25 protein-coding genes are annotated in these 24,020 nt (G+C 65.0%); 14 read left to right on the forward strand and 11 right to left on the reverse strand.

Features of this window, described 5'->3' with window-relative positions:
- Positions 1–67: 67 nt before the first annotated feature.
- A complete protein-coding gene (locus ACQ4W4_RS01910; RefSeq protein WP_436540566.1) occupies positions 68–1,279 on the reverse strand; it encodes an MFS transporter in 1,212 nt (403 codons plus the stop codon).
- Positions 1,280–1,423: 144 nt separating this feature from the next.
- On the opposite strand from ACQ4W4_RS01910, the gene ACQ4W4_RS01915 reads away from it, so the two are divergent.
- The gene (locus ACQ4W4_RS01915; protein ID WP_034749909.1) at positions 1,424–1,660 is read left to right on the forward strand and encodes a DUF3820 family protein; all 237 of its coding nucleotides are present in this window, start codon (positions 1,424–1,426) and stop codon (positions 1,658–1,660) included.
- A gap of 8 nt (positions 1,661–1,668) precedes the next feature.
- On the opposite strand, the gene ACQ4W4_RS01920 is transcribed toward ACQ4W4_RS01915, so the two are convergent.
- Positions 1,669–2,052 carry a glutaredoxin gene (locus ACQ4W4_RS01920; RefSeq protein ID WP_436540567.1) on the reverse strand — a complete coding sequence of 128 codons (384 nt, stop codon included), beginning with the start codon at positions 2,050–2,052 and terminating at the stop codon, positions 1,669–1,671.
- 106 nt (positions 2,053–2,158) lie between these two features.
- Here ACQ4W4_RS01920 and ACQ4W4_RS01925 point away from each other — a divergent pair, with 106 nt between their 5' ends.
- On the forward strand, positions 2,159–2,701 hold the full coding sequence (locus ACQ4W4_RS01925; protein WP_436540568.1) for a hypothetical protein: 543 nt from the start codon (positions 2,159–2,161) through the stop codon (positions 2,699–2,701).
- 13 nt (positions 2,702–2,714) lie between these two features.
- Here the strand turns inward: ACQ4W4_RS01925 and ACQ4W4_RS01930 are convergent, their stop codons facing one another.
- Positions 2,715–3,536, reverse strand: a complete 822-nt coding sequence (locus ACQ4W4_RS01930) for an APH(3') family aminoglycoside O-phosphotransferase (RefSeq protein WP_436540569.1) — start codon at positions 3,534–3,536, stop codon at positions 2,715–2,717.
- Positions 3,537–3,546: 10 nt separating this feature from the next.
- Entirely contained in the window at positions 3,547–4,035 is a 489-nt protein-coding gene (locus tag ACQ4W4_RS01935; RefSeq protein ID WP_436540570.1) for an Lrp/AsnC family transcriptional regulator, read from the reverse strand.
- Positions 4,036–4,112: 77 nt separating this feature from the next.
- Between ACQ4W4_RS01935 and ACQ4W4_RS01940 the strand changes: the two genes are divergently transcribed.
- A complete protein-coding gene (locus tag ACQ4W4_RS01940) occupies positions 4,113–5,009 on the forward strand; it encodes an EamA family transporter (RefSeq protein WP_436540571.1) in 897 nt (298 codons plus the stop codon).
- On the opposite strand, the gene ACQ4W4_RS01945 is transcribed toward ACQ4W4_RS01940, so the two are convergent.
- Together ACQ4W4_RS01945 and ACQ4W4_RS01950 are read right to left on the reverse strand one after the other, a co-directional pair.
- Positions 4,987–6,288 (reverse strand): ATP-binding protein, encoded by a 1,302-nt coding sequence (locus ACQ4W4_RS01945; protein ID WP_436540572.1) that lies wholly within the window; start codon positions 6,286–6,288, stop codon positions 4,987–4,989. The two genes, ACQ4W4_RS01940 and ACQ4W4_RS01945, sit on opposite strands and share 23 nt — an antisense overlap.
- On the reverse strand, positions 6,285–6,962 hold the full coding sequence (locus tag ACQ4W4_RS01950; RefSeq protein WP_436540573.1) for a response regulator: 678 nt from the start codon (positions 6,960–6,962) through the stop codon (positions 6,285–6,287). Before ACQ4W4_RS01950 ends, ACQ4W4_RS01945 begins: the two co-directional genes overlap by 4 nt.
- A gap of 203 nt (positions 6,963–7,165) precedes the next feature.
- On the opposite strand from ACQ4W4_RS01950, the gene ACQ4W4_RS01955 reads away from it, so the two are divergent.
- Genes ACQ4W4_RS01955 through ACQ4W4_RS01965 form a run of 3 tightly spaced genes read left to right on the forward strand, consistent with a single transcriptional unit; the run spans position 7,166 to position 9,228 of the window.
- Positions 7,166–7,744 (forward strand): porin family protein, encoded by a 579-nt coding sequence (locus ACQ4W4_RS01955; RefSeq protein ID WP_436540574.1) that lies wholly within the window; start codon positions 7,166–7,168, stop codon positions 7,742–7,744.
- A gap of 9 nt (positions 7,745–7,753) precedes the next feature.
- Positions 7,754–8,542, forward strand: a complete 789-nt coding sequence (locus ACQ4W4_RS01960; RefSeq protein WP_436540575.1) for a MipA/OmpV family protein — start codon at positions 7,754–7,756, stop codon at positions 8,540–8,542.
- Positions 8,543–8,547: 5 nt separating this feature from the next.
- Positions 8,548–9,228, forward strand: a complete 681-nt coding sequence (locus ACQ4W4_RS01965; RefSeq protein ID WP_436540576.1) for a hypothetical protein — start codon at positions 8,548–8,550, stop codon at positions 9,226–9,228.
- A gap of 17 nt (positions 9,229–9,245) precedes the next feature.
- Here ACQ4W4_RS01965 and ACQ4W4_RS01970 read toward each other — a convergent pair whose 3' ends face one another.
- Entirely contained in the window at positions 9,246–10,469 is a 1,224-nt protein-coding gene (locus ACQ4W4_RS01970) for an MFS transporter (protein ID WP_436540577.1), read from the reverse strand.
- Positions 10,470–10,567: 98 nt separating this feature from the next.
- Here ACQ4W4_RS01970 and ACQ4W4_RS01975 point away from each other — a divergent pair, with 98 nt between their 5' ends.
- Positions 10,568–11,482 (forward strand): LysR family transcriptional regulator, encoded by a 915-nt coding sequence (locus tag ACQ4W4_RS01975; RefSeq protein ID WP_436540578.1) that lies wholly within the window; start codon positions 10,568–10,570, stop codon positions 11,480–11,482.
- Here ACQ4W4_RS01975 and ACQ4W4_RS01980 read toward each other — a convergent pair.
- Both ACQ4W4_RS01980 and ACQ4W4_RS01985 read right to left on the reverse strand, forming a co-directional pair.
- On the reverse strand, positions 11,479–13,638 hold the full coding sequence (locus ACQ4W4_RS01980; protein WP_436540579.1) for a putative bifunctional diguanylate cyclase/phosphodiesterase: 2,160 nt from the start codon (positions 13,636–13,638) through the stop codon (positions 11,479–11,481). The genes ACQ4W4_RS01975 and ACQ4W4_RS01980 overlap by 4 nt on opposite strands.
- 153 nt (positions 13,639–13,791) lie before the next feature.
- Positions 13,792–14,718, reverse strand: coding sequence for a LysR family transcriptional regulator (locus ACQ4W4_RS01985; RefSeq protein WP_070224088.1), 927 nt, complete (start codon positions 14,716–14,718; stop codon positions 13,792–13,794).
- A 167-nt stretch (positions 14,719–14,885) separates the two neighbouring features.
- On the opposite strand from ACQ4W4_RS01985, the gene ACQ4W4_RS01990 reads away from it, so the two are divergent.
- The 6 genes from ACQ4W4_RS01990 (at position 14,886) to ACQ4W4_RS02015 (ending at position 21,737) form a co-directional block, all read left to right on the forward strand.
- Positions 14,886–15,587: a pirin family protein gene (locus ACQ4W4_RS01990; RefSeq protein ID WP_034779472.1), complete on the forward strand. Its 702-nt coding sequence runs from the start codon at positions 14,886–14,888 to the stop codon at positions 15,585–15,587.
- 28 nt (positions 15,588–15,615) lie between these two features.
- Entirely contained in the window at positions 15,616–16,002 is a 387-nt protein-coding gene (locus tag ACQ4W4_RS01995) for a DoxX family protein (RefSeq protein ID WP_092606100.1), read from the forward strand.
- Between the two features lie 167 nt (positions 16,003–16,169).
- Positions 16,170–18,407, forward strand: a complete 2,238-nt coding sequence (locus ACQ4W4_RS02000) for a PhoX family protein (RefSeq protein WP_436540580.1) — start codon at positions 16,170–16,172, stop codon at positions 18,405–18,407.
- A gap of 220 nt (positions 18,408–18,627) precedes the next feature.
- Entirely contained in the window at positions 18,628–19,281 is a 654-nt protein-coding gene (gene ribA / locus ACQ4W4_RS02005) for a GTP cyclohydrolase II (RefSeq protein WP_034749940.1), read from the forward strand.
- Positions 19,282–19,350: 69 nt separating this feature from the next.
- Positions 19,351–20,760 (forward strand): S1 family peptidase, encoded by a 1,410-nt coding sequence (locus tag ACQ4W4_RS02010; protein WP_436540581.1) that lies wholly within the window; start codon positions 19,351–19,353, stop codon positions 20,758–20,760.
- The gene (locus ACQ4W4_RS02015; RefSeq protein WP_436540582.1) at positions 20,757–21,737 is read left to right on the forward strand and encodes an FHA domain-containing protein; all 981 of its coding nucleotides are present in this window, start codon (positions 20,757–20,759) and stop codon (positions 21,735–21,737) included. The genes ACQ4W4_RS02010 and ACQ4W4_RS02015 overlap by 4 nt, the downstream gene beginning before the upstream one ends.
- Before the next feature lie 98 nt (positions 21,738–21,835).
- Here the strand turns inward: ACQ4W4_RS02015 and ACQ4W4_RS02020 are convergent, their stop codons facing one another.
- Positions 21,836–22,492, reverse strand: a complete 657-nt coding sequence (locus ACQ4W4_RS02020) for a CCXG family PEP-CTERM protein (protein ID WP_436540583.1) — start codon at positions 22,490–22,492, stop codon at positions 21,836–21,838.
- 515 nt (positions 22,493–23,007) lie between these two features.
- Between ACQ4W4_RS02020 and ACQ4W4_RS02025 the strand changes: the two genes are divergently transcribed.
- The gene (locus ACQ4W4_RS02025) at positions 23,008–23,346 is read left to right on the forward strand and encodes an MmcQ/YjbR family DNA-binding protein (protein ID WP_046683867.1); all 339 of its coding nucleotides are present in this window, start codon (positions 23,008–23,010) and stop codon (positions 23,344–23,346) included.
- Here ACQ4W4_RS02025 and ACQ4W4_RS02030 read toward each other — a convergent pair whose 3' ends face one another.
- Positions 23,347–23,967, reverse strand: a complete 621-nt coding sequence (locus tag ACQ4W4_RS02030; protein WP_099410955.1) for a TetR/AcrR family transcriptional regulator — start codon at positions 23,965–23,967, stop codon at positions 23,347–23,349.
- Positions 23,968–24,020 lie beyond the last annotated feature (53 nt).

Below are 24,020 nucleotides of genomic sequence, written 5' to 3' on the forward strand. Positions count from 1 at the left end.
TGGGCGAGAGAAAGGTAAGCGCTATTGTAAACCCGGCTCTCGTCCATGCCAGCAACTTGCCTGTAGATTAATGCCCCACCGCATGCATCGTTTTCTCGCCGCCAGCACGCACGGGAATGGGATTCAAGCGATCCATCCGGCCGCTCAGGGCCGTCAAGCCGAAGGCGCCCAGCACGACGAGGGCGCCGATCCAGCCCGTGTGCACGAGGCCCAGGTGCTCGACGATCAGTCCGCCGCCCCAGGCGCCGCCGGCGATGCCCAGATTGAAAGCGGCGATGTTCAGGCCCGAGGCCACGTCGACGGCGCGGGGCGTGAAGTGCTCCGCTTGCTGCACGACATACACTTGCAAGCCAGCAACATTACCGAAGGCCACGGCGCCCCACAGCAGCACGGTGATGACGACGAGCACCGGGTGCGGCGCCGTGAAGGTCAGCAGCAGCAAAACGGCGGACAGCAGCAAGAAGATCCGTTTCAGGGCGCGCACTGGCCCCTTCTTGTCGGCCAGCTTGCCGCCCCAGATATTGCCGAAGGCCACGGACACGCCATACACGAGCATCACCGCGCCCACGGCGCCGGCGCTGAAACCCGACACTTGCTGCAAAATCGGTGCCAGATAAGTAAAAGCGATGAAGGAGCCGCCATAGCCGACGGCCGTCATGGCGTACACCAGCAGCAGCCGGGGCTGGCCCAGCACCTGCACCTGCTGCAGCAGCGAGGCCGGTTTGCTGTGCTGGATGGTCGAGGGCACGTACAGCAGGCTGCCGATGAACGCCACCAGGCCCAGGGCCGAAACGGCAAGGAAGGTTTCGCGCCAGCCAAAATGCTGGCCGATGAAGGTGCCCAGCGGCACGCCCGTCACCAGGGCCACGGTCAGGCCCGTAAACATGATGGCGATCGCGCTGGCCGCCTTGTCTTTCGGCACCAGGGACGTGGCGATGGTCGAGCCGATGGAAAAGAACACGCCATGCGCCAGCCCCGTCAGGATGCGGGCGACGACGAGGGTTTCATAGCCCGGCGATTTCCACGCCAGCAAATTACCCAAGGTGAACAAGACCATCAAGGACAACAGCAGGGTCTTGCGGGCAATCTTGCCCGTCAGGGCCGTCAGCACGGGCGCGCCGACAGCGACGCCCAGCGCATACAGGCTGACGAGCAGGCCGGCCGACGGCAGGTTGACGCCCAGGTCGGCGGCGATGGTGGGCAACAGCCCCACGATGACAAACTCGGTGGTTCCGATGGCAAATGCGCTGAGGGTCAGCGCGAGCAAGGCAATGGGCATGGCAAACTCCGATAAATGATGTTGGCATGCAGTATCGGAGATTTCTTTATTCCGAAAAATACTTGATCGGGCAGAAGATAGTTGCGCCAAACTCAACAATGTGATGGTCTGCTACACTGGCCGCATCCACACGGGGTCACCACCATGAATTCAGAAAAACTGGCGCTGCTGGTCACGCGCGAAATGCCATACGGGAAATATCAGGGACGCTTGCTGGCCGATTTGCCGGGACACTACCTGGGCTGGTTCGCGCGCGAGGGCTTCCCCTCGGGCGAACTGGGTAGTTTAATCGCGCTGATGTATGAGCTCGACCACAACGATTTGCGCAGCCTGCTCGACCCCTTGCGCACGCGCAAGTCGCCGTGGCGCCCGGGCGAGTAAGGAACAGGTCAGAACTGGCGCACCTTCTTTGCCAGCATGGCGCTGAACTCGCCATTTTCCACGAGCTTGTGCAATTCGCTGGCGCCGCCGATAAGCACGCCGTTGACGAAGACCATGGGGAACGTGGGCCAGCCCGTCCACATCTTGAGGGCATTGCGGCGGTGCCACTGGTTCAAATAGCTGCCGTATTGCAGGTATTGGTAGGGCGTGCCCAGCACGTCGAGGATCTTGCGCGCCTTGCGCGGAAACGGATTGAGCGCCATGCCGACGACGACCACCTGGTGCGCGGCGATGGCGGCCTGCACTTCGCGCACGATGTCCTGGTGCTTGCTGCCGATCAAAGGGCGGGCGACGGGATGGATCTGGGCTTCGTCAAGGATGGCGCGGGTCATGAAAGTCCTGGGGTCAGTGACACGTGGCGTGCCGATTACGCATTGTGCCACGCACACAGGCTGGCGTGGGCTACACTGCGCCTCTTCCCCTCTACGCTTGAAATATATGCAAGAAACTACTCCCTTGTCTGCGTGCCGCACCCGCCGCCTGTTCGGCGCTATCCTGCTCGCCGCCAGTGGCGCCAGCGCCCTCGCCGCTACCGATCCCTTGCTCGAAAGCGGCCTGCTCCATGCGCTGCACCTGAAAAAGGGCACGACGGACAGAGTGGGCACTTCCGGCAAGGCGATCGCCGCTTACATGCGCGAAGGCTACGTCGGCAAGCGCCCGGACCAGCGCTTCGACTATACCGATTACTACCTGCTGAAAAAACCGGCCAGCTTCATGGGGCATGCACTGGTGCTGATCGAGGAAGAATACATCACGCAATACATCGGCTGCTGCGTCAGCCCCGGCGCTGGCGTCACGGTGAGGGTGCATGGCAGCACGCAGAAGCTTCAGGCGTTCGCCCACGCCCAGCGCTGCACACTGACCGACCCCGTCGACATCCGGCAGGCATTGGGCGAAGTTGCCATCAAGACCAGGCTGCCCAGGGGCCATTACGCGTCATTGAGCTGCCGCGAACGCGATGCCGAACGCGAGGAGCCTTGATGGCTGGCGACCTTCAAAACAGCTCGTCGAGCAACACATGGAATTGCAGCTTGCCTTGATCGATATCAACGATCCCATATTGGTCAACAAACCTTTGCTGTAGCGCGGCGTCCAACTCACCGAGAGCACGCCAGACGATGGTCAGGTCCTGGTAGCGGTCGGCAACACCGGCCCGGCCCACGTCGATGCAGCCGGAAACGGCGCCGTCCTGCATCAGGACATTCTCCAGCGAAAAGTCGCCATGCGTGACGACCAGGTCGGGCGTGAGCGGCTGGCAGCGCTGCAGCGCCAGCCACACCTGCTCTGCCGTCCAGCCTTGCCGCCGGGCATCGAAATCGTCGGCGTCGACCAGGCCCGCATCGATACGTCGGCGCGCCTGGGCCAGCCGGACGGCATGGCCGGCGTCGAACGGACAGCCGGCCACCGGCAGCGCATGCAGCTGGCGCAGGAAGGCCGCCAGCGCGTCGGCCACGGCGGGGCCAATCTCAGGATTGGCTTCCAGCAATTCGTGCGCCATCTTGCCCGGCAGCGCTGCCGTCAGCAGCCACGCCTGCTGCGGGTCTGCCGCCTGGGCAAACTGGAGCACCGCCGGCACGGGCAGGTACGGCGCCAGCCAGCGCAGCCGCGCCAGCTCATCGGCCAGCTCGGCGGCGGCAACACCCTTGCCATGCTTCAAAAACAGGTCCGGCGCGCCATCCCTGCCCTGCAGGCGGTAGACGGCAGCGTCCGATTCACCGGCGGTATCGCGCACCCATCGATAGCCGGCCACGGCGGCACGCAGGCTGGCGGGCATGGCCGCCGTCACGGCCGCTTGCTTCTTGTTGGAGATCGTCATCTGTCCGATCCTATGCCAGCGGCACGTGCAAGCCCATCTTGAGGCAGGTCAATGCCACCGAGGTGCGGTAGCGCCGGATATTGTCGTCGCCGCCGAACAGGCGTTCCGTCAGCGCCTCGTACTCGGCCATGCTGCTGGCACTAATGATCAACAGGTAATCGGCCTCGCCCGTGATGCCGTAGCACTGCTGGATGGCAGGCTCGGCCATGATGCGCGCGCGCATGCCGGCCGTGCGCTGCGGGTGCTCGTCGTGCAAATGCACTTCCACCGTCAGGATCAGCGGACGGCCCAGGCGGCTCGCGTCGAGCACGGCCACTTCATGGCGGATCACCCCGCTCTCGCGCAGGCGGCGGATACGCCGCTGTACGGCCGGCGCCGACAAATGCACGGCCTGGGCGATTTCGCGTTGCGAGGTCGTGTTATCGCGCTGCAGGATATCGAGTATCGCCAGATCGAAGGCGTCGAGGTCGATGGAAGGCGTGAGCGAAAGTTGCGTCATGGAGGTCAAAATGCAGTGCAAATATCGGAGCAGACACAATAAACTTTCACCACTTCGATATCAAGCCATTTATCTCCATGCCATTACGCCGCTATTCCTCGTTCATTCCCCTGCTGGCCATCCTCGGCTCCGTCACCGCGCTGGGGCTGGGCACCTCATGGGCCAAGCACAGCCTGTTCCCGCTGGTCGGCGCGCAAGGCACGACGGCCGTGCGCGTGGGCTTTTCCGCGCTGCTGCTGTTGCTGTTCTGGCGCCCGTGGCGCTGGCAGCTGAGCCGCGCCGACCTGCACACGGTGGCTCTGTACGGCGGCGCGCTGGGCTTGACCAACCTGTGCTTCTACATGGCCTTGCGCACGATTCCGTTCGGCATCGCCGTGGCCATCGAATTTTCCGGCCCGCTGGCCGTGGCGCTGCTGGCCTCGCGCCGCCCGCTCGACTTCGTCTGGGTGGCCCTGGCCGTGGCGGGACTGGCGCTGTTGCTGCCGCTGGGCCACGACGTCAGCAACCTCGACCCCACGGGCGTGCTGTTCGCCCTGGGCGCCGCCGTCTGCTGGGCTTCGTACATCGTCTTCGGCAAGCGCGCCAGCCATTTGCATGCGGGCCATTCCGTCTCGCTGGGCCTGGCCATGGCCGCGCTGGTGGTCGTGCCCGTGGGCGTGATGCACAGCGGCGCCGCCCTGCTCTCGCCCGTCGTCCTGGCCGTCGGTCTGGGCGTGGCCCTCATTTCCAGCGCGATACCGATCTCGCTGGAAATGAGGGCCCTGAAGCGGCTGACGCCGCAAGCGTTCGGCATCATGAGCAGCATGGAACCGGCCGTGGCAGCCATGCTGGCCTTCATCCTGCTCGATGAGCGGCTGGGTGCCGGGCAGTGGCTGGCCATCGCCATGATCATGGCCGCGTCGATGGGCAGCTCGTACATGGCGCAACGCCAGAGACGCGGCGCGGCGCGGCTCAGGCCCGAATACAAATCGTGAAGCGCGCCCCGCCCAGCGGCGAATCGTCGATGGCGATGGCACCGCCGTGCAGCGCGACGGCCCTGGCGGCGATGGCCAGTCCCAGGCCGTGGCCGGCGGCCGCATGGTCCTGCTCGCGAGCCAGGCGGTAGAACGGGGCAAATACCCGGTCGCGCTGCCCGGCGGGAATGCCGGGACCGTCGTCCTCGATCACGATGCGCAGCGCCTCGCCATCGCGGAAAGCCGACAGCGCCACGCGCGCGACGGCATATTTGGCCGCATTGCCCAGCAGGTTGCCGACGGCGCGCGCCAGCAGGCGGGGATCGCCGCGCAGTTCGCCCAGGTCGTCGGCAATGCCGGCGTGCACCTGCTGCGGCAAGGCCGCCGCCACGCAGGCGTATAGCAGGGGCGCCAGGGAGAAGGGCTGGCGCGGCAGCGCCTGCGCATGATCGAGCTGCATCAGGCCCAGCAGCTCATTGACCAGGGTTTTCAATTCCTCGACATCGGCGCCCATGGCGTCGATGCGCCGCTGCAGGTCGGGCTGGCCGTCCGCATGCCGCCCGGCCAGCAGTTCCAGGCCGAATTCCAGCCGCGCGATCGGCGTGCGCAGCTCGTGCGAGACCGACAGCAGCAAATGCTTGCGCGCCTCCAGCAGGGAAGCGATACGCTCGGCCATGTCGTTGATGCGGCCCGCCAGCGGCGCGATGCTCGATGCGGGGCTGACCTGCGCCCGCGCGGCCAGGTCGCCCCGTCCGAAATCGTCGGCCATGCGCGACAGCGCCGCCAGGCTGCGGCCGTGCGCGCGCGTCCACCACCCGAGCGGCAGCAGCAGGCATAGCGCGATGACGGCGAAACGGATCGCCTCCATGCGCAGCGCCTGGCCGACGTCGATGGGCAGGTTCTGCGCGTGGAGCACGTCGTCGTCGCTGCCCGCATAGCGCGCGCCCGTGGCGTCGACGCGGCGGTAAAAGCCCTTGCCGCCCACGTCCATCACGACAGCGCCTTGCAGCAGCGGCGCGCGCCGGGCGGCCGGCAGCGCCGACAGCGCAGCGGACAGGGGCTGCAGCTCCAGCGTGACGTCCGACACTTCGCGCACCTTGTTCAGGCGCGGCAGCCATTCGTCGGCGGGCGCCTGGTCGATGTACTGCTCCAGCAGGAAGATCTGGCCGGCGGCCTGGTCGCGCGCGATATGCTCGAGCGGGTCGCCGAACAGGCCGCTGAAGGTGAAGTAAATGACGCCGCTGCCCAGCGCGATGGCCAGCAGCACCAGCAGCGCGAAACGCCAGAAAAGACGGTTCATTCCCAGGCGGAGGGCGTGAGCAGATAGCCTTCGCCCCACACCGTCTTGATGCGCTCGGCGCCGGCGTCGTCGAACTTGCGGCGCAGGCGCGAGATGCAGTTGTCGATGCTGCGGTCGAGTCCATCGAATTCGATGCCGCGCATCTTGACGAGGATGTCATTGCGCGACATGACCTTGCCCGCGGCGTCGGCCAGGATGACGAACAGCTTGAATTCGGCGCTGTTCATGGCGATTTCCTGCCCGCGCCAGTGCACGGCGCGGTTCTCGCGCGACACGCGCAGCTGGCCGATGACGATATCGCTGCCGGCCGCCGTGCTGCCGCGCCGCTGCAGCGCGCGCAGGCGGGCCAGCAGCACGCGTGGCTGGATCGGCTTGTTCACGTAGTCGTCGGCGCCCTGCTCCAGGCCCGAAACTTCGTCGAAGGTGTCTTCGCGCGCGGTGAGTATCAGGATGGGCACGGCGCTGAGCTGGCGCAGCTGGCGGCACACCACCAGGCCGTCGACGCCGGGCAGGGTCAGGTCGAGTATCACCAGCTCGGGCCGGGTATCGCGAAAGCGCGCCAGGGCCTGGTCGCCGCGCGTGACGACGTCGACCGCATAGTCGTACTGCTCCAGGTATTCCTTGACCAGCGCGGCCAGCCGCGCATCGTCTTCCACCAGCATGACACCTTGCATCGCCCCTCCGCGCCGCCATTTTTGTGGCGTATTGTAGTGGAGCGCGGCGCGCCTGTGGCAAATTCGACAATCCGGTACACATTGCTACACTTTTCATACAAATGCGGCCTACAAATTGAGGACAATTCAAGGACAAACCCAGGCGGATTCCGGGACGATGTTTGCCTAACATTGATGGCTCCTACTTCAACCGGAATCCGAACATGAAAAAAATTGCATGCAGCACCCTGCTCGCCGTCGCCGCCACTTCGATCGTCCATGCCGAAGGCCTGTATGTGGGTGCCAACGTCAGCCCGGCTACCGACGGCAAGATCCAGTACGCGGCCGGCGGCGCGACGACCCAGCGCGATGCCAGCGGCAAGCCGGTACCCTTCGGCGCCTTCGCCGGCTACGAGCTGACGCCGGCCTGGGCCCTGGAAGGCGGCTACCGCGCCAGCGGCGGCGCAACCAGTTTCGACCTCGATCCTGGCTACCAGCTCAAGGTACGCGCCAGCGCCGCCTACCTGGCGGCGCGCGGCACGTGGCGCCTGGACGAGAACTGGTCGCTGTTCGGCAAGGCCGGCGTGGCGCGCAGCCGCGTCGAATTCACCATCGACGGCAGGAATGCGCCGCCCGCTGAATCGGCGAACACTACCGGCCTGTACGCGAGCGTGGGAGTGGCTTACCAGATCAGCAAGGACGTGGCGCTGCAGCTCGAATGGGAGCACGCCCCGACAGTCAAATACGAAGGATTCGATAGCAGGATGAACCGCCTGGCGCTCGGTGTCCGCTTCGGCTTTTAAAAGGATGACATGAACAAGTTCGCTCCCCGTTTTTTTTCCCGTTTTTCTCCCCTGCTGTTGCTGCTGGCCGCCTGTGCTCCGGCACTGGCCGACGGCTCCAGCGCGCTGATGATGCCCGATGGGAGCAGGGATATGTACGTGGGCGCGGCTGTCACGGGCAGCTCCGCGACGGACGATGGCGCACCGCGCGCCGCCGTCCTGCGGCCGCTGCTGCAGGTCCAGTGGAGCAACGGCGTGTTCGTCTCTGCCAGCGGCGTGGCAGGCATGCATCTGTCGGCCACGCCGGGCGTGGAGTACGGCCCGCTGCTCGCCTCCAGCAACGCGCGCGGTCCGGAAGATGGCTGGCGCCTGCGCGGCACGCGGCGCATCAAGGGCTCGCTCGACGTGGGCGGTTTCTATGGCCATTACCTGGGCGAGCAGACGCGCGTCACGTCGAACTTGCTGTACGACACGAGCGCGCGCGGCTGGCGCGGCCAGATCGGCCTGCAAAAGACCTTGCCCTCGCTGGCGGCCCATCATACGGTGACCGTGTCGGCCGGCGTGTCGCTGGCCAGCGGCGCCGTGATGGACGAGCGCTACGCCGTCAGCTTTGCTGCCGGGGGCGCGCGCGACTACCGTCCGGGTGGCGGCGTCACCGCCGTCGAGGCGGGCGTCAACTGGAACTGGGCCCTGAGCAGCCAGTGGCTGCTCAACAGCGCCGTGACGGGCACGCGGCTGGGCAGCGGTCCGGCCCGCAGTCCCTTCATCGAACGGCGCAACGTCATCAGCTGGTCCAGCGGCCTCGGTTACCGGTTTTAAGCGGCATGCGCAAATCCCTGCTTCTCGGCCTGGCACTGCTGCCCGCGTTCGCCGGCGCACAGGAAGGCAGCGACTGGAGCGCGTATCGCGACGCCTACCGCCACATGCTCTGGTTCGAGAAATATGGCAAGCCCAAGCAATTCCTGCAGCAACATCTGCGCCTGCGCCCGCGCGACGCCAGCGTGTCCACGGAAGGCTTGCGCCTGACCTTGCAGGGCAAGGGCGCGCAGCTGGCGCTGCCGCTCGATGCGCTGAGCCGCGCCGTTTTCCCGTTTTCCAAGGCCGCTTATGACGACAATGCGGAGCTGAGCTGGAACCGCAAGCCGGGGCAGATCACGTCAAGCGCGTGGGTCTCCATCGTCACGCGACCCGATGGCGTATATGCGGCAGGCGATCTGCGCGCCGCCTGCGAACAATTCCTCGCCTACGCGCGCCACACCGGCGGCGCTGGCGGCAAGCGCTGCGCCGGCGTGCAGTTTGCGTATGCGAGGACGGAGGCGGCGCAAGTGCGCTACCAGGGCGGCGATGGCGCGGCGCTCCCGCTGGCGGCGCAGGAAGGCCCAGCCTTTCCCGGCGACGCCGTAGGCACTTTCCGTGTCTTCGCCTACCGTTTCAGCGCGCATCCGGACGGGGGGCAGGTCCTCACCAACGGCACGCCGCTGGCGATCGCCGCGCTGCTCGAATAAGCCTGGCGGCGCCGTGTTCAGTGCACGGCCGCCCCCGTCACGTGAGCGGCCAGGTTCTTGCGCGCCAGCCACGCCAGCGGCAGCAGGGCCAGCAAGGCGGCGGCCACGCCGGCCCAGGGCGACGACGCCATCAGCTGGCGCGACACCATCAGCGCACCGAGCATGGAACCGAAGGAAATGCCGAGGTTAAACGCGGAAATATTCAGGCCGGAAGCGAAATCGACGGCCTGGGGCGTATAGCGTTCGGCCGTCGCCAGCATGCCGGCCTGCAGGGCGGGCGACAGGCCGAAGGCGAACACGCCCCAAACGAACAGCATCACCGTCATCATCCATGGCGAAGTGATGCTCAAGGCCACGCCCGCTTGCGTGGCGGCCAGCAACAGCAGCATCAGGCGCAAGGCTTTTTGCCAGCCCAGGTGACTCGTCAGGTAGCCGCCGGCCAGGTTGCCGGCAAAGGTGGCGACGCCGAACACGATCAGCAGGGCGCTGGCCATGGTGGCGGAAAAACCCGTCACATCCGTCAGGATGGGCGTAATAAACGTGAAGGCGGCAAAGCTGCTGCCGAAGCCGAAAGTCGTAATCGCCATCATGGTGAGGATGGGACCGCTGCCGATGGCCGCCAGCTGCGTCATGGCCTTGCCGCCTTTGCCCTGCTGCAAACCGGCCGGCAGCCAGCGCGCCATGGCGCCCAGCCCCACGGCCGCCAAGACCACCACGGCAAAGAAGGGCAGGCGCCAGCCCATCAGGTTGCCGAGGAAGCTGCCGAGCGGCACGCCGATCACCATGGCCAGGGTCAATCCCGCGAACATCACGGAAATCGCCCTGCCCGCCTGCGCCTTCGTGACCAGGCTGGCGGCCACCGTGGCGCCGATGGCAAAGAAGGTGCCGTGCGCCACGGCCGTGATGACACGCCCCAGCAGCAGGAACTCGAACGTATGCGACAAGGCGGCCAGCAAATTACCGGCCAGGAACACGCTCATCAAGCCCAGCAAGGCGGTCTTGCGCGGCAGGCGCGACATCAATAACACCAGCAGCGGGGTGCCGATGGCCAGCGCCAGCGCATACAGGCTGACCAGCGAGCCGGCCGATTCGATGGAAATCTGCAGATCCTTGGCGATGGTCGGCAGGATGCCGACGACGATGAATTCGGTGACGCCGATGGCGAAGGCGCCGACGGCCAGCGCCAGCACGCCGGGCGGCATGGTGCTGGCTGGGGTGGAAACAGGGTGTGCGGTGGTCATGGTATTTCTCCGGCAGAGTTCAAGCCAGCCAGTGTAGCGATGCAATCGCTTTTGATATAGACTCTAATAATGGAAACACCTGTGAAATGGATTCAATAATGTCCAGGCAAGACATCAATCGCGCGTTCGAGATGGCCGTGTTTGCCGCCGTGGTGGAAACGGGCGCCTTTTCCGCCGCCGCGCGCCGCCTGGCCCTGACGCCGTCGGCCGTCAGCAAGCTCGTCAATCGCCTGGAAGCACGGCTGGGCGCCCGGCTGCTCCAGCGCAGCACGCGCCAGCTGCACACGACGCCCGAGGGCGACGCCTTCTTTATCCAGTGCAAGCGCATCCTCGACGATATCGACGGCGCCGAGCGCGAGGCGTCGCAGGGCGCGGCGCCGCGCGGGCGCTTGCGCATCAACTGTTTCGTGCCGTTCGGCGTGCGCCACCTGCTGCCCATCCTGCCCGAGTTCGCGCAGCGCTATCCCGACATCGTGCTCGACGTCGTCGTCAGCGACGCCATCGTCGACTTGCTGGAAGACCGCACCGACATCGCCATCCGCACGGGCAAGCTGAAGGAATCGAACCTGGTGGCGCGCAAGCTGGGTGAAGATACGATGGTCGTGGTGGCCTCGCCCGCCTACGCGGCGCGCCACGGCCTGCCGCGCACGCCGCAGGAATTGTCGCAGCACAATTTATTGGCCTTCAACTTCCGCTGCCAGAACGAAACGTGGCCCTTCCTCGATGAAGCCGGCAACACCGTGCAGGTGGCGCCGCAGGGCAATACCTGCGTCAGCGATGGCGAAAGCATGCGCCAGCTGGCGCTGGCGGGCATGGGGCTGGGACGTTTTTCGCGCCAGCACGTGCAGCGCGACATCGAGCACGGCGATTTGCTCCCCGTGCTGCAGGACTACAATCCGGGCGACAAGGAACTCGTGCACGCCGTCTTCGTGGGACCGGGCCTGCAAGTACCGGCCCGGGTGCGCGTGATGCTCGATTACCTGCTGGAAAAGGTCAAGCTGGGCCTGCCTTAAACGACGGCCTCGCCCAGGCGCAGCTGCCGGCCCTCGCCCAGCATCAGCTCGAATTCGGCCGCCGGCACGGCCGGGCTGAACAGATAGCCTTGCAGCTGGTCGCAACCGAGTTCGCGCAGGAAGCGCATCTGTTCGGCCGTTTCCACCCCTTCGGCGACGATTTCCTGGCGCAGCTGCTGCGCCATGGTGACGATGGCGCGGGCGATGGCGCAATCGTTTTCCTCGAACGGCAAGCCGATGACGAACGAGCGGTCGATTTTCAATGTGCTGATGGGGAATTTCTTCAGGTAGGCCAGACTGGAATAGCCGGTGCCGAAGTCGTCCAGCGCCAGCGCCAGGCCCATGGCCACCAGCTGGTTCATGATGCCGATCACCTTGTCGGCCCCGCGCATCAGCAGGCTTTCCGTGATTTCCAGCATGATCTGGTCGGGCCGCACCTGGTAGCGCTCGAGCACGGCCGCTATGCGTGCCGGCAACTGTTCATCGAACTGGCGCGCCGACAGGTTGACGGCGATGGCCGGCATGTGCAGGCCCCGGTCTTCCCAGTTGCGGATCTGGCGGCACGCCTCGTCCAGCACCCAGGTGCCCAGCTCCAGAATCAGACTGGTTTCCTCGGCGACGGGGATGAAGACGCCGGGCGAAACCATGCCGCGCATCGGATGCTTCCAGCGCAGCAAGGCTTCCGCGCCCACGATGCGTCCGCTGGCCAGGCTCACTTTCGGCTGGTAATGCAACTCCAGCTCCTTGTCGCCGAGCGCCAGCCGCATTTCGCTTTCCAGGCGCAGATGCTCCTTGGCCCTGCGGTTCATGTCTTCGCGGTAGAACAGGAAGGTCGATTCGATGGTCTGCCCCGCCTTGGCCACGGCCACGTCGGCAAAGCGGAACAGGGCCGGCGCTTCCAGGCCGTCTTCCGGATACACGGTGATGCCGATGCTGGCGCCCACGTGCAGCGCGTGGGCATCGATATTGATCGGCGCCTCCAGCAGGTTGAGCAGCTTTTGCGCCACGTTCGCTGCGTGTTCGCGCTTCTCGATGTGCAGCAGGGCCACGACGAACTTGCTGTTGTCGACCCGCGCCAGGATGTCCGCATCGCGCAGGGCGCCGCGGAACAGCTGGCCGATGGCGATCACCAACTGGTCGCCCACTTCATGGCCGAGCGTGTCGCTGATGGAACCGATGCGGCTGATGTCGATGACCATCAGCGCGCCATGCGTGCCCTGGCGCTTCGCTTCGGCCAGGCCCTGGTCGACCAACTGGTTCAGCAGGCAGCGGTTGGGCAAGCCCGTCAGGCTGTCGTAGTTGGCCATGCGCTGCATGCGCGCCTCGGCATCCTTGTGCACCGAGATATCGGAAAACAGGGAAAATACATGGCTGATTTCACCGAATTCGTCGCGCACGACGCTGATGGTGACATCTTGCGGGAACAGCTCGCCATTCTTGCGCTTGCCGATGATCTCGCCGCGCCAGGAGCCGTGACCGCGCATGGCGGCGCGCACCTTGGCGCGGAAATCCGGGTCGTGCACGCCCGAGCGCAGCAAGTCCGGCGTGCGGCCGATGGCTTCGGCCGGCGAATAGCCGGTGATGCGGCTAAAGGAACTGTTGATCGAGACGATGCGCTCTTCCGCATCCGTGATCAGCACGGCTTGCTCGCTGTCTTCGATGATGCGGGCGTGCAACCTGACCTTGTCCACGTCGGACAGCGGCTCGCTCATGGCCGACAGGCGCACGGCCATGCCGCAGCCCTTGCCCGCCTGGTCGTGGATCACGTGGCGGTGCATGCGCAGCCATGTCACCATGCCCGACTTCTTGCGCCGGCGCACATCGGTGGCCACATCGCCCTGCGTGAAATGCAGTTCCAGCACGCTCGCTTCCGCGTCGTCTTCCGGATACAAGAACAGGATGTGCTGGCCCAGCGCTTCCAGTTCGGAATAGCCGAACATCTGTTCGGCACCATGGTTCCAGCCGATCAAAAAGCCGTCGGGATCGATTTCCAGCAAGGCGTCAGGGGGCGCCACGCGCACCACGGGCCGGCTGGCGCCGCGCAGCCGCTCCAGCTCTTCCTCCAGCCGCGCCAGGGTGGCGGCCTGCTGCGGCCCCGCCTGTTCACGGGCGTCCTGGGCCAGGCGCAGGCACAGCGCGACCTTCGCCTCAAGCATGGCAACCCCACTCTTGGACCAGGTCAGGGGAAGGTATCAGGGGCGCTGCGGTGTGTGTAATCATCAAAATCCCACTGTGGGCGTGGAGGTCGGGCGGGAAATACTGTGAATATGGTAACTTAAAAGTGTTGGCGTATGTCAACATTTTAAGGCCTACGCCGAATGGCCTGGCAGATGCTGCGCCAGGCGGGCAAACACATCGGGTTCGCGCATGCGCGCCATCCACCAGCGCAGCGCGGCGCCATCCTCGCCCACGCGCCAGGCCAGGTAAAACGTTTCCGACGGTTTCGGCTCTTCCACGGCCTTTTCCACCAGCAAGCCACGCGCGATGGCGGCGCGCGCACACGGCCCCGGCAGGAAGCCAAAGCCCAGCCCCAGGACCTGGTAATCGAACTTGACCTGCATGTTCGGCACGCTCAAGGCATCCTGCCCCAGCAGCAGCCCCACCGTGCGCGGCGCCATCTGGCGCGCCGAATCGGCCACCACCACGGCCCGGTGCTGCTGCAAATGGCCGCGCGACAAGGGTTCGGCCACCTGCGCCAGCGGATGCGTGGGCGCCACGGTAAAGACGAAGTCGAGCATGCCGATCGGCTGCGCGATATAGCCGCCACCGGCCGGCCCGTCGCCGGGCGCGCCCACCAGCAAGTCGGCGCGTCGGTCCAGCAACGCTTCCCACGTGCCCGACAGGGTGTCTTGCGACAGGCGCAAGCGCGTCTGCTGCGCCACGTCGTAGAAGGCGCGCACGTCGTCGGCCAGGGCTACGGCGGAAAACATGGAATCGATGCCGATGGACAACTCCGTTTCCCAGCCGGACGCCACCCTGCGCACGCGGTGTTCGAGGTCCTGCGCGGCCTTCAGCAAATACCTGCCCTCTTTCAGCAATTCCTGGCCGGCCGCCGTCAGCATGACTTTCGGGCCGTTGCGCTGGAACACCTGCACGCCCAGGTCGTCCTCGAGCTTGGCCACCGTATAGGAAATGGTGGACGGGACTTTATGCAACTCCTTGCCAGCCGACGAGAACGATCCGCGGCGGTCGATGGCGTCAACAATTTGCAGCGCTTCCAGGCTCAGTCTTAGCATTCGATTTTTTCGATCATAGGTCGCAAGATTTTCCGTTTTTCTTTCTCCGCACTGGGGCCTATACTTTGTTCATCGTACAGCGAAGGGAAGAAAGGAAGCCAAGGCATAGCGCCAGGCAACGGTCCTTCGAAATTATCGCACATTAACCTTTAGAAACGGAGTCCACCATGTTACAGATTCGTCATAGCGAAGAACGCGGCGCCGCCAACCACGGCTGGCTCAATTCCCATCACAGCTTTTCCTTCGGCAGCTACCACGATCCGCTGCACATGGGCTTTGGTCCCCTGCTGGTGATCAACGAAGACCGGGTCACGCCAGGCCAGGGTTTCGGCACGCACGGCCACCGCGACATGGAAATCATTTCGTATGTGCTCGACGGCGCGCTCGAGCACAAGGACAGCATGGGCACCGGTTCCGTCTTGCACTACGGCGATGTGCAGCGCATGAGCGCCGGCAGCGGCGTGCGCCACAGCGAGTTCAACCACTCGGCAACGGATGGCTTGCACTTCCTGCAGATCTGGATCCAGCCGAACGTGACGGGCATCCCCCCCAGCTATGAAGAGAAACACTTCACGCCGGAAAGCAAACGGGGCAAGCTGCGTTTGATCGCCTCCTCCGACGGCCGCCAGGGTTCGGTGCTGATCCACCAGAATGCGGCCATCTACGCCAGCATCCTGCAGGAAGGCGAACAGGCCGAACACGCGCTCGACGAAGGCCGCCTCGCCTATGTGCACCTGATCCGCGGCAGCCTGGTCGTCAACGGCACGCCATTGAAAGCGGGCGATGCGCTGAAACTGACGCAGGAAGCCAGCGTCATCATCACGCAGCCGGAAGACGCGGAATTCCTCGTCTTCGACTTACCCAAATAATTGATCAATATAAAAAAAGAGAAAAATCATGGAAAACAAAACCAACATCTTGCTGCCCCTCGGCCGTGCCGCCCTTGGCGTGCTGTTCTTTGTCTCGGGCTTGCTGAAAATCGGCGGCTTTGCGGGCGTGGCCGGCTACATGGCCAGCCAGGGCTTGCCGATCGCCAATATTTTGCTGGTGGGCGTGATCGTCCTGGAAGTGGGCGGCGGCTTGCTGCTGATCACGGGCTGGCAGGCGCGCTGGGCGGCGCTGGCCCTGGCGCTGTTCCTGATCCCGACCACATTGATCTTCCACGCCTTCTGGAGCGCCGATGCGGCCCACTTCCAGGACCAGCTGACGAACTTCCTGAAGAACCTGTCCATCTTCGGCGGCATGCTCCTGCTGGTGGAGCGCGGCTTTCGCCAGGCCAAGTAAGGCCAAGGCTGTCTGACTGGACGGACCCGTCATCGACGCGGCCCGTCCGGCCGGCAGCCTGCCACCATGGTGTCACCGTTTTGTCATCAAGCTGACATGGCGCGGTCACATACGCTGACTATCATGCGGTTGCCTTTAAATCACGCAACCACAGGACATCGCAGCCCATGAACAAGCCCAACGATCTGGCCATCCGCGCCACCGATCTGAACGACATTGACAGCCAAGCGTCCCACGACAACCATTTCAACAGCATCCTGAACGCCCGCCTGAGCCGCCGCAACTGGCTGCGCGGCAGCGCCGTGACGGCCGCTACCGCCGTCATGGGATCGATGGGCCTGTCCGCTTGCGGCGGCGGCAGCGACGCGGCCGCCGTCACCCCGACGCCGACGCCCGAAAAACTGCTGGCCTTCACGGCCGTGCCGAAAAGCCTGGCCGACGTTGTGTCGGTGCCGGCCGGCTACACGGCCACCGCCCTGTATGCGCTGGGCGACTCGCTGCGCGCGGCCACGCCAGCCTACAAGAATGACGGCAGCGATACCGATTTCGACAACCGCGCCGGCGACCACCACGACGGCATGGAATACTACGGCCTGTCCGCCGCCGGCGCGCCGCTGGCGTCCGGCGCCGAACGGGGCTTGCTGGCGATGAACCACGAAGCGACCACCGACGAAAAACTGTCCTCGCACTTCCTGCACGTGAATGGCGGCACCACGACGCTGCCGCGCCCCGCCGCCGAAGTCGACAAGGAAGTGGCCGTCCACGGCCTGAGCGTGGTGGAAGTCAGGAAAACGGGCAGCGCCTGGGCCACCGTCAACGACTCCGCCTTCAACCGCCGCGTCACGCCGCTGACGGACATCGAGCTTGCCGGCCCCGTGCGCGGCAACGCCCTCGTGGTGACCAAGTATTCGCCGACCGGCACCAAGACGCGCGGCACCATCAACAACTGCGGCACGGGCAAGTCGCCCTGGGGCAGCTACCTGTCCGGCGAAGAAAACTGGGCCGGCTACTTCACCCGCTCGGCCACCGACAATGCCGCGCGCGGCGACAAGTCCGTCGCTTCGCTGAACCGCTATGGCCGCAGCCAGGGCGGCGCCTCGCGCCACGGCTGGGAAACGGGCGGCAGCGACGACAAGTACGCGCGCTGGAACCTGAGCAAGATCGGCGCCTCCGCCGACGGCAGCGACGACTACCGCAACGAGCTGAACGGCATGGGCTACATCGTCGAGATGGACCCGTACGACAAAACCCGCCCTATCCGCAAGCGCACGGCGCTGGGCCGCTACGCGCACGAAAGCGCCGCCTTCAGCGTGCCGACCGTGGGCCAGCAGCTGGCCGTCTACATGGGCGACGATTCGCGCAACGAATACATCTACAAATTCGTCACGACGGCCGTCTGGGCCGCCGCGGATGCCAACCCGGCCGACCGCATCGCCACCGGCGACAAATACCTCGATTCGGGCAAGCTGTACGTGGCCAAGCTGGCCGCCGACGGCACGGGCCAGTGGATCGAGCTGGCCCTGTCGAACCCGCTGATCCAGGCCTACGGCGCCTACAAGTTCGCCGACCTGGCCGACGTGCTGGTCAATGCCCGCCTGGCGGCCGACGCCGTGGGCGCGACGAAGATGGACCGTCCGGAATGGTGCTCGGTCAACCCGGCCAATGGCGAAATCTACTACACGCTGACCAACAACTCGAACCGCACCGTCAATCCGAGCGGCTCGTCGCAGCTGGCGCCCGACAGCGCCAACCCGCGCGCCTACACGGACATGAAGGGCGGCAGCGCGCAGAACGGCAATCCGAACGGCCACATCATCCGCTTCAAGGAAGGCACGGGCGCGGCCGCGGCCACCAGCTTTACCTGGGATGTCTACCTGTTTGGCGCCGAGAGCGGCGCCGACGCCAGCAAGATCAACCTGTCGAACCTGACGGCGGACCAGGACTTCTCGAGTCCGGACGGCCTGGCCTTCAGCCCCTACACGGGCATCTGCTGGATCCAGACGGACGATGGCGCGTACACCGATGTGACCAACTGCATGATGCTGGCGGCCATCCCCGGCAAGGTGGGTGACGGCGCCAAGTCCACCCTGAACTACGCGACGGCGGCCGGCGGCAACCTGGCGGTCGACACCTTCATCGGCAAGAAACCCACGGCCGACACGCTCAAGCGCTTCCTGGTGGGACCGGTCGGCTCGGAAATCACGGGCATCAGCGAAACGCCCGATGGCAAGACCATGTTCATCAACATCCAGCACCCGGGCGAAAACACCGCGCTGGCCAATATCGGCGATCCGTCCAAGTACACGAGCCAGTGGCCGGCCAACGCCGGTTACGGCGCCGGCAAGCGTCCCCGCTCGGCCACCATCGTGATCACCAAGAACGACGGCGGCCGTATCGGCAGTTGATGTCCTTTGCCTGGCGGCGGCATCCGCCAGGCAAAGCCAGCCATCGACCTTGTAAAAGGAGGAAGTGCCCCTAAGTAAGGTTCATCACCAGACGTTGCAACGACCGAATGGCAGCCAGGGAAAACGTTTCCCTGCTTTTTGGTATGATGGCAAGGCGCGCCGGCACCGGAGTGGTGTCGCGCGCCTTTTATTTTTGATAATTACTTATATGAGCACAACCATGCAAAGCGGCGCAGACATCCTGGCGACAGGCGAATTGGATTACACGACTTCCTGCGCACTGCCGACGCCGTGGGCCCAGTTCACCCTGCACGCCTTTGTCGAGCACGCCACGGGCAAGGAACATCTGGCCATGGTGCTGGGCGATATCGGCAACGGCGAACCGGTGCTGGCGCGCGTGCATTCCGAGTGCCTGACGGGCGACGTGCTGTTTTCGCAGCGCTGCGACTGCGGCGCCCAGCTCGAGGGCGCCTTGAAACGCATCGCCGAGGAAGGCCGCGGCATCTTGCTGTACCTGCGCCAGGAAGGGCGCGGCATCGGCCTGATCAACAAGATCCGCGCCTACCGCCTGCAAGAGGCAGGCGCCGACACGGTGCAGGCGAATGAACAGCTGGGCTTCAAGGCCGACGCGCGCAACTACACTTTGTGCAAGCCCATGTTTGCGCAATTCGGCATCCACAGCCTGCGCTTGATGACGAACAACCCGCGCAAGATCGCCGCCATGGAAGCGCTGGGCATCACGGTGGCCGAACGGGTGCCGCTGCTGGTCAACCGCAACGCCTTCAACCAGCATTACCTGAATACCAAGCAAAGCAAGCTGGGCCACATGATGACGCCGGAAACGGCGCCGGCGCTGGAAGACGGCGCCCTGTAATGCCCGGGCCGGCGCGGCGTCTGCGCCGTTGCCGCGCCGGCCTCGCTCCTGCTCACGCACAAAGGATGCATGAAATTCTCTGACTACGCCTGCTTGCTGGCCAGCCTGTGCGCTGCCGCAGGCGCCCACGCCGCCCCGGCGCCGGGGCCTGCGCCAGCCGCGGCCACCACCGCTTCGACGCCCCCCGCCAAGCCGCCGCCGGCCACCGCCGCGCCCGCCGCCACCGAACATGCGGCCCTGCCGCCGCCCTCGTCGGCCGCGCAAAAACTGTACACGGCCGCGCGCGCCGACATCCTGCAAGTGCGCGTGCTGCTGAAAAACGGCCGCACGCAATCGTCGGTCGGCTCGGGCTTTTTGATCGGCATGGGCGACCTGGTGGTGAGCAACTATCACGTCGTGTCGCAATTCGCGCTCGACCCCGACACCTACGTGGGCGAATGGGTCGACACCAGCGGCCGGCGCGGCAATGTGGAATTGCTGGCCGTCGACGTGCTGCATGACCTGGCCGTGCTGCGCGTGAACCGCCACGGCACGGGTTTCTTCAAGATGCCGGAGCCGCTGGCGCCGCTGACGCAGGGCCAGTACCTGTATTCGATGGGCAATCCGCTGGACCTGGGCTTCGCCATCTCGGAAGGCTCGTACAACGGCGTCGTCACGCGCAGCTTCTACGACCAGCTGATGTTTACGGGACCGATCAATTCCGGCATGAGCGGCGGCCCCAGCGTCACCGCGAATGGCGACGTCGCCGGCATCAATGTCTCGAAACGCCTCGACGGCGAACTCGTCAGTTTTCTCGTGCCCGCCCGCTATGCCCAGCAATTGCTGGCCAAGGTGGCGCAGCAAGGCAAGCCGCCGAAGGACTTCAAGCCGCTGGTGACGGCGCAACTGCTGGCACACCAGGAGGTCATGCTGGGGCGCCTGCTCGACACGCCCTTGAGCCTGAAAGCCATGGGCCCGTACCGCGTGCCCGTGCGCGAGTCCGACCAGATGCGCTGCTGGGGCCGTTCCAACGTCAAGTCCGACAAGCCCTACTTGCTCGACAACACCAGTTGCGCCATGGAGTCGGCCATCTTCATTTCCGGCGCCCTGCAGACGGGGCAAGTGTCGATGCGCCATGAATTTTTGCGCAGCAACGAGCTGGGCCCGCTGCGCTTTTCCGAACTGGCCAGCGCCTCGTTCAAGAATGAAAGTTTCGGCAGCTACAAGAGCGTGAATCTGACAGGCCCGCAATGCACGGAACAGTTCGTCAAGAACGCCACCCTGCCCCTGCGCGCCGTGCTGTGCGTGCGCGCCTACCGCAAGTTTACGGGCCTGTACGACTTTGCCTTGCTGGCCGCCAGCACCGATGAGCCACTGATGAGCCTGCAAAGCCGCATCGACGCGCGCGGCGTGTCCTACGCCAACGGCATGCGCGTCACGCGCACCTTCCTCGAAGCGCTGTCGCGCGCGCCCTCCACCACCGGCGGCCGCAAGCCATGAAGCCGCCCTATTACCTTGAAATCCTCGCCGAGAATGGCGAAGTGCAGCGGCGCCAGCGGATGGAGTCCCTGCCGATCCGCATCGGCCGCGGCTATGACAACGACTTCATCCTCGACGATCCGCATACGGCGGCCAAGCACGCCATTGTCGAGGACGACGGCGCAGGCGGCCTGCTGCTGCGCGACCTGGGCAGCCAGAATGGCGTGATCCACCGGGGACAGCGGCAAGCGCAAGTGGCCTTGAACGGCAACAGCATCGTTCGCCTGGGCCATACGCGCCTGCGCGTGCGCGCCAGCGACCATCCTGTGGCGCCCGAACTGGGCGACACGACCAGGCACGACTGGGAAGGCTTGCGCCCGGCCGTCGCCGGCCTGGCCATGATCGGCGCTTCGGCCGCCTTCAGCAACTGGTTGAGTGATGCCGATGCCTTCGATCCGATTGCCTACCTGATGATCATCGCCACCGCGCTGGCCGGCGGCCTCGTGTGGTCGTCGATCTGGGCCGTGGCGAACCGTCTGTTCGGCCATGTGGCGCGCTTCGGCCGCCACCTGTTCATCATCGGCTGCGGCTTGCTGGCGATGGAAGTGTGGGAGCTGGGCAGCAAGGTGGCGGCGTATGCGTTCTCGCTGGAAGCGCTGACGCGCTACGGACGGCATATGTTCATCGTCATCGTCTGCGCCATGATCTACCACCATTTGTGCACGATCAAGCCGCAGCATCCGCGCCGCTTCGGCCTCGTCGCCGTCGTGCTGGCCATCCTTGGCTCGACCCTGATTTTGCTGAGCAACCTGCAGATCAGCGGCCGCCTGGCCGACGAGGCGTACATGTCGGCGATCTACCCGCCGGCATTACGCCTGAGCCCGGATCACACGACGGACGCCTTCTTCCGCGACGCGGCCAGCCTGCAACGCGCCGTCGACGCCGAACGGGGCAAGGCAGCCAAGGGCGCCGACGAGGACGACGACAGCGGCGACTGACAGCGCACATGCAAAAAAAGCCCGCCGTGTCCTGACAGACCGGCGGGCTTTTTAACGGGCGCCGCGTGGCGCCCACAGTATCGCTGCTTGAAACCTGCTTAGAACTTGGCTTCCTGCTTGCGGCGTGCCGTAAAGCCCAGCAAGCCCAGGCCGACCAGCAGCATGGCGTAGGTGGTTGGCTCAGGGACGGCCGAGATCAAGCCATCCTTGGCGCCAAAGCTGACGAAATTGTTGTTGCCAGCCTTGAACTGCGCTTGCTGGCCGCCATCGCAGCAACCTTCCAGGCCGTAGATGCTCAGCGTATGGTTGCCGGCCGACAAGGCGCTCGAACCGCTGAGGAACTGGCTGCCATTGTTGTAGTTGCCTGCCCACCACATGTCATTGTTCTTGAAGTCCAGCGCCACGCCGTCGAGGAACAGGGCGCCGCCCTTGCCGAAGTCGACGCCGCTGCGGAAGCTCCAGGCGCCCGCATCGGCCGCGCTGACGCCAAAGTTGATCACCGATTTGAAGGCGATGTTCGAGCCGCTGCCGAACAGGCCGCTGTTGTTGACGTTGTCGTAGCTGGCAATCGTGGTCGAGCCATAGCCGGCGCCGGGCGTGGCCACGGCGGCGTTCACCACGGACTGGTAAGCGGCGGCGGAAGCTTGCGCGCCGGCGTTCGAATAACCGGTGGACACGGTGATGGTGCTGGCGTTCGCGTGGGCAAACACACCGACAGCGATCAGGGACAGGGCGAATTTAGGCAAGTTTTTCATGATGGTATCCAATAAGTAAGTATTCAGTGGGCGCAGCAAGGGACGCTGGAGCTGAATACACGCTGCATTGAGGCGTGTCGGCATAGCGCCAGGAATTGCAAGGATGAGCGGTCGGGGGCGTGAACTTCCGCGTGACAGTGCGGACTTGCGGCGTGCCATGGCGGCACCGCAAGCGTCCTGGAAAGGGTTCGGGTTCCCGGGACAAGGCCAGACAATTGACGGGTCAGGTAAGACGATGAAGCTATTCTAGCGTAAATTCCCCAGAAGAAAAGTATTTTTCTTTTGACCATGAAAGATATTTTTCTGGCAATCACCTGCCCAGCGGCGGAAAAGCGCCAGCTTCCACTCTGACGCGACGGCCATGCGCGGCGCGCGGCGTGTCGCGGCGGCACCACAGATCAGGCCGTCAGTGTCGCATCGCGCGCATTTCTTTTCGCATGCCGCTGCACCACGGGGCGAAACAGCATGGCAAAATGTAGTCACGCTGCTATCTGTCCGATGAGGGGGAAAGAGGAATGGTCGACCTGGAAGAACTACGCTATCTGGCACTGTCGTTTCCCGATACGAGCGAGGAAGAACACCACGACCGTCCAGCCTTCCGCGTGGGCGGGAAGATCTTTGCCACACTGCCCGATGATGAGCACATCAACGTTCTGCTCGATGCGGAAGCGGCGCATATCGCCACCGTCATCACGCCATCGGGCTGCGAGAAACTCTGGTGGGGCGAACGCCTGGCCGGCATCACGGTATGCCTGGCGGACGCGGAGCTGGACATGCTGGCCGCCGCCCTGACGGCCGCCTGGCGGCGCAAAGCGCCCAGCGACCTGGCCAAGACCATCGCCCCGACCGGCTAGTTACATCGGCCAATTGCGCAGCAGCAAACCCACCATCTGCTGCAATTGCTCGCGCGAGACACCGGCGGCCGCCTGGATGGCCATGCCCTGCGACAGGGTCACGACAAAGCGCGCCTGCTGCTCCGGGCAGGAATCGGGCGGCAAATCCCCCTCTTCCTTGGCGCGCCGCAAGCGGTCGCGCAACTTGATTTCACCGCGCAGCCGGCGCGCGAACAATTCATCGCGGATCGGCAAGGCGTCGTCGCTGCAGGCGAGCGCCGCATTGACGCCCATGCAGCCGTGCGGGCCGTCCGGCATGGTTTGCGCGTCGACATACTGCGTCAGCAAGGCTTCCACCACCTGGCGCGCCGTCGGCTGTTCCAGCGCCGCATCGAAAAACCGCATGCGCGTATCGCTGTAGCGCTCGAGCGCCTTGTGGAACAATTGCTCCTTGTTGCCGAAGACGGCATACAGGCTGGGCCGGTTCATGCCCATGGCCTTCGTCAATTCCGGCAGGGAACTGCCTTCATAGCCCTTTTCCCAGAACACTTTCATGGCGCAATCGAGCGCCTCGTCCGCGTCAAACGTGCGTGGCCGTCCCGTTTTCGCCTTGGGCGCTTCCTCTTTTTTATCTTGTTTCATACCGTTCGGTAAAAAATTATTGACAACACTGTCTGCCTGCCCTGATTATATAC

It is taken from the genome of Janthinobacterium glycogeni, assembly GCF_051380725.1.
Classification (GTDB): Bacteria; Pseudomonadota; Gammaproteobacteria; order Burkholderiales; family Burkholderiaceae_D; genus Janthinobacterium.

Bases quoted from the DNA above. Each gene is read 5' to 3' on its own strand.
- ACQ4W4_RS01910 (WP_436540566.1), bottom strand. From the start codon at position 1,279: ATGCCCATTGCCTTGCTCGCGCTGACCCTCAGCGCATTTGCCATCGGA.
- ACQ4W4_RS01915 (WP_034749909.1), top strand. From the start codon at position 1,424: ATGAATTCAGAAAAACTGGCGCTGCTGGTCACGCGCGAAATGCCATAC.
- ACQ4W4_RS01920 (WP_436540567.1), bottom strand. From the start codon at position 2,052: ATGACCCGCGCCATCCTTGACGAAGCCCAGATCCATCCCGTCGCCCGC.
- ACQ4W4_RS01925 (WP_436540568.1), top strand. From the start codon at position 2,159: ATGCAAGAAACTACTCCCTTGTCTGCGTGCCGCACCCGCCGCCTGTTC.
- ACQ4W4_RS01930 (WP_436540569.1), bottom strand. From the start codon at position 3,536: ATGACGATCTCCAACAAGAAGCAAGCGGCCGTGACGGCGGCCATGCCC.
- ACQ4W4_RS01935 (WP_436540570.1), bottom strand. From the start codon at position 4,035: ATGACGCAACTTTCGCTCACGCCTTCCATCGACCTCGACGCCTTCGAT.
- ACQ4W4_RS01940 (WP_436540571.1), top strand. From the start codon at position 4,113: ATGCCATTACGCCGCTATTCCTCGTTCATTCCCCTGCTGGCCATCCTC.
- ACQ4W4_RS01945 (WP_436540572.1), bottom strand. From the start codon at position 6,288: ATGAACCGTCTTTTCTGGCGTTTCGCGCTGCTGGTGCTGCTGGCCATC.
- ACQ4W4_RS01950 (WP_436540573.1), bottom strand. From the start codon at position 6,962: ATGCAAGGTGTCATGCTGGTGGAAGACGATGCGCGGCTGGCCGCGCTG.
- ACQ4W4_RS01955 (WP_436540574.1), top strand. From the start codon at position 7,166: ATGAAAAAAATTGCATGCAGCACCCTGCTCGCCGTCGCCGCCACTTCG.
- ACQ4W4_RS01960 (WP_436540575.1), top strand. From the start codon at position 7,754: ATGAACAAGTTCGCTCCCCGTTTTTTTTCCCGTTTTTCTCCCCTGCTG.
- ACQ4W4_RS01965 (WP_436540576.1), top strand. From the start codon at position 8,548: ATGCGCAAATCCCTGCTTCTCGGCCTGGCACTGCTGCCCGCGTTCGCC.
- ACQ4W4_RS01970 (WP_436540577.1), bottom strand. From the start codon at position 10,469: ATGACCACCGCACACCCTGTTTCCACCCCAGCCAGCACCATGCCGCCC.
- ACQ4W4_RS01975 (WP_436540578.1), top strand. From the start codon at position 10,568: ATGTCCAGGCAAGACATCAATCGCGCGTTCGAGATGGCCGTGTTTGCC.
- ACQ4W4_RS01980 (WP_436540579.1), bottom strand. From the start codon at position 13,638: ATGCTTGAGGCGAAGGTCGCGCTGTGCCTGCGCCTGGCCCAGGACGCC.
- ACQ4W4_RS01985 (WP_070224088.1), bottom strand. From the start codon at position 14,718: ATGCTAAGACTGAGCCTGGAAGCGCTGCAAATTGTTGACGCCATCGAC.
- ACQ4W4_RS01990 (WP_034779472.1), top strand. From the start codon at position 14,886: ATGTTACAGATTCGTCATAGCGAAGAACGCGGCGCCGCCAACCACGGC.
- ACQ4W4_RS01995 (WP_092606100.1), top strand. From the start codon at position 15,616: ATGGAAAACAAAACCAACATCTTGCTGCCCCTCGGCCGTGCCGCCCTT.
- ACQ4W4_RS02000 (WP_436540580.1), top strand. From the start codon at position 16,170: ATGAACAAGCCCAACGATCTGGCCATCCGCGCCACCGATCTGAACGAC.
- ribA (WP_034749940.1), top strand. From the start codon at position 18,628: ATGCAAAGCGGCGCAGACATCCTGGCGACAGGCGAATTGGATTACACG.
- ACQ4W4_RS02010 (WP_436540581.1), top strand. From the start codon at position 19,351: ATGAAATTCTCTGACTACGCCTGCTTGCTGGCCAGCCTGTGCGCTGCC.
- ACQ4W4_RS02015 (WP_436540582.1), top strand. From the start codon at position 20,757: ATGAAGCCGCCCTATTACCTTGAAATCCTCGCCGAGAATGGCGAAGTG.
- ACQ4W4_RS02020 (WP_436540583.1), bottom strand. From the start codon at position 22,492: ATGAAAAACTTGCCTAAATTCGCCCTGTCCCTGATCGCTGTCGGTGTG.
- ACQ4W4_RS02025 (WP_046683867.1), top strand. From the start codon at position 23,008: ATGGTCGACCTGGAAGAACTACGCTATCTGGCACTGTCGTTTCCCGAT.
- ACQ4W4_RS02030 (WP_099410955.1), bottom strand. From the start codon at position 23,967: ATGAAACAAGATAAAAAAGAGGAAGCGCCCAAGGCGAAAACGGGACGG.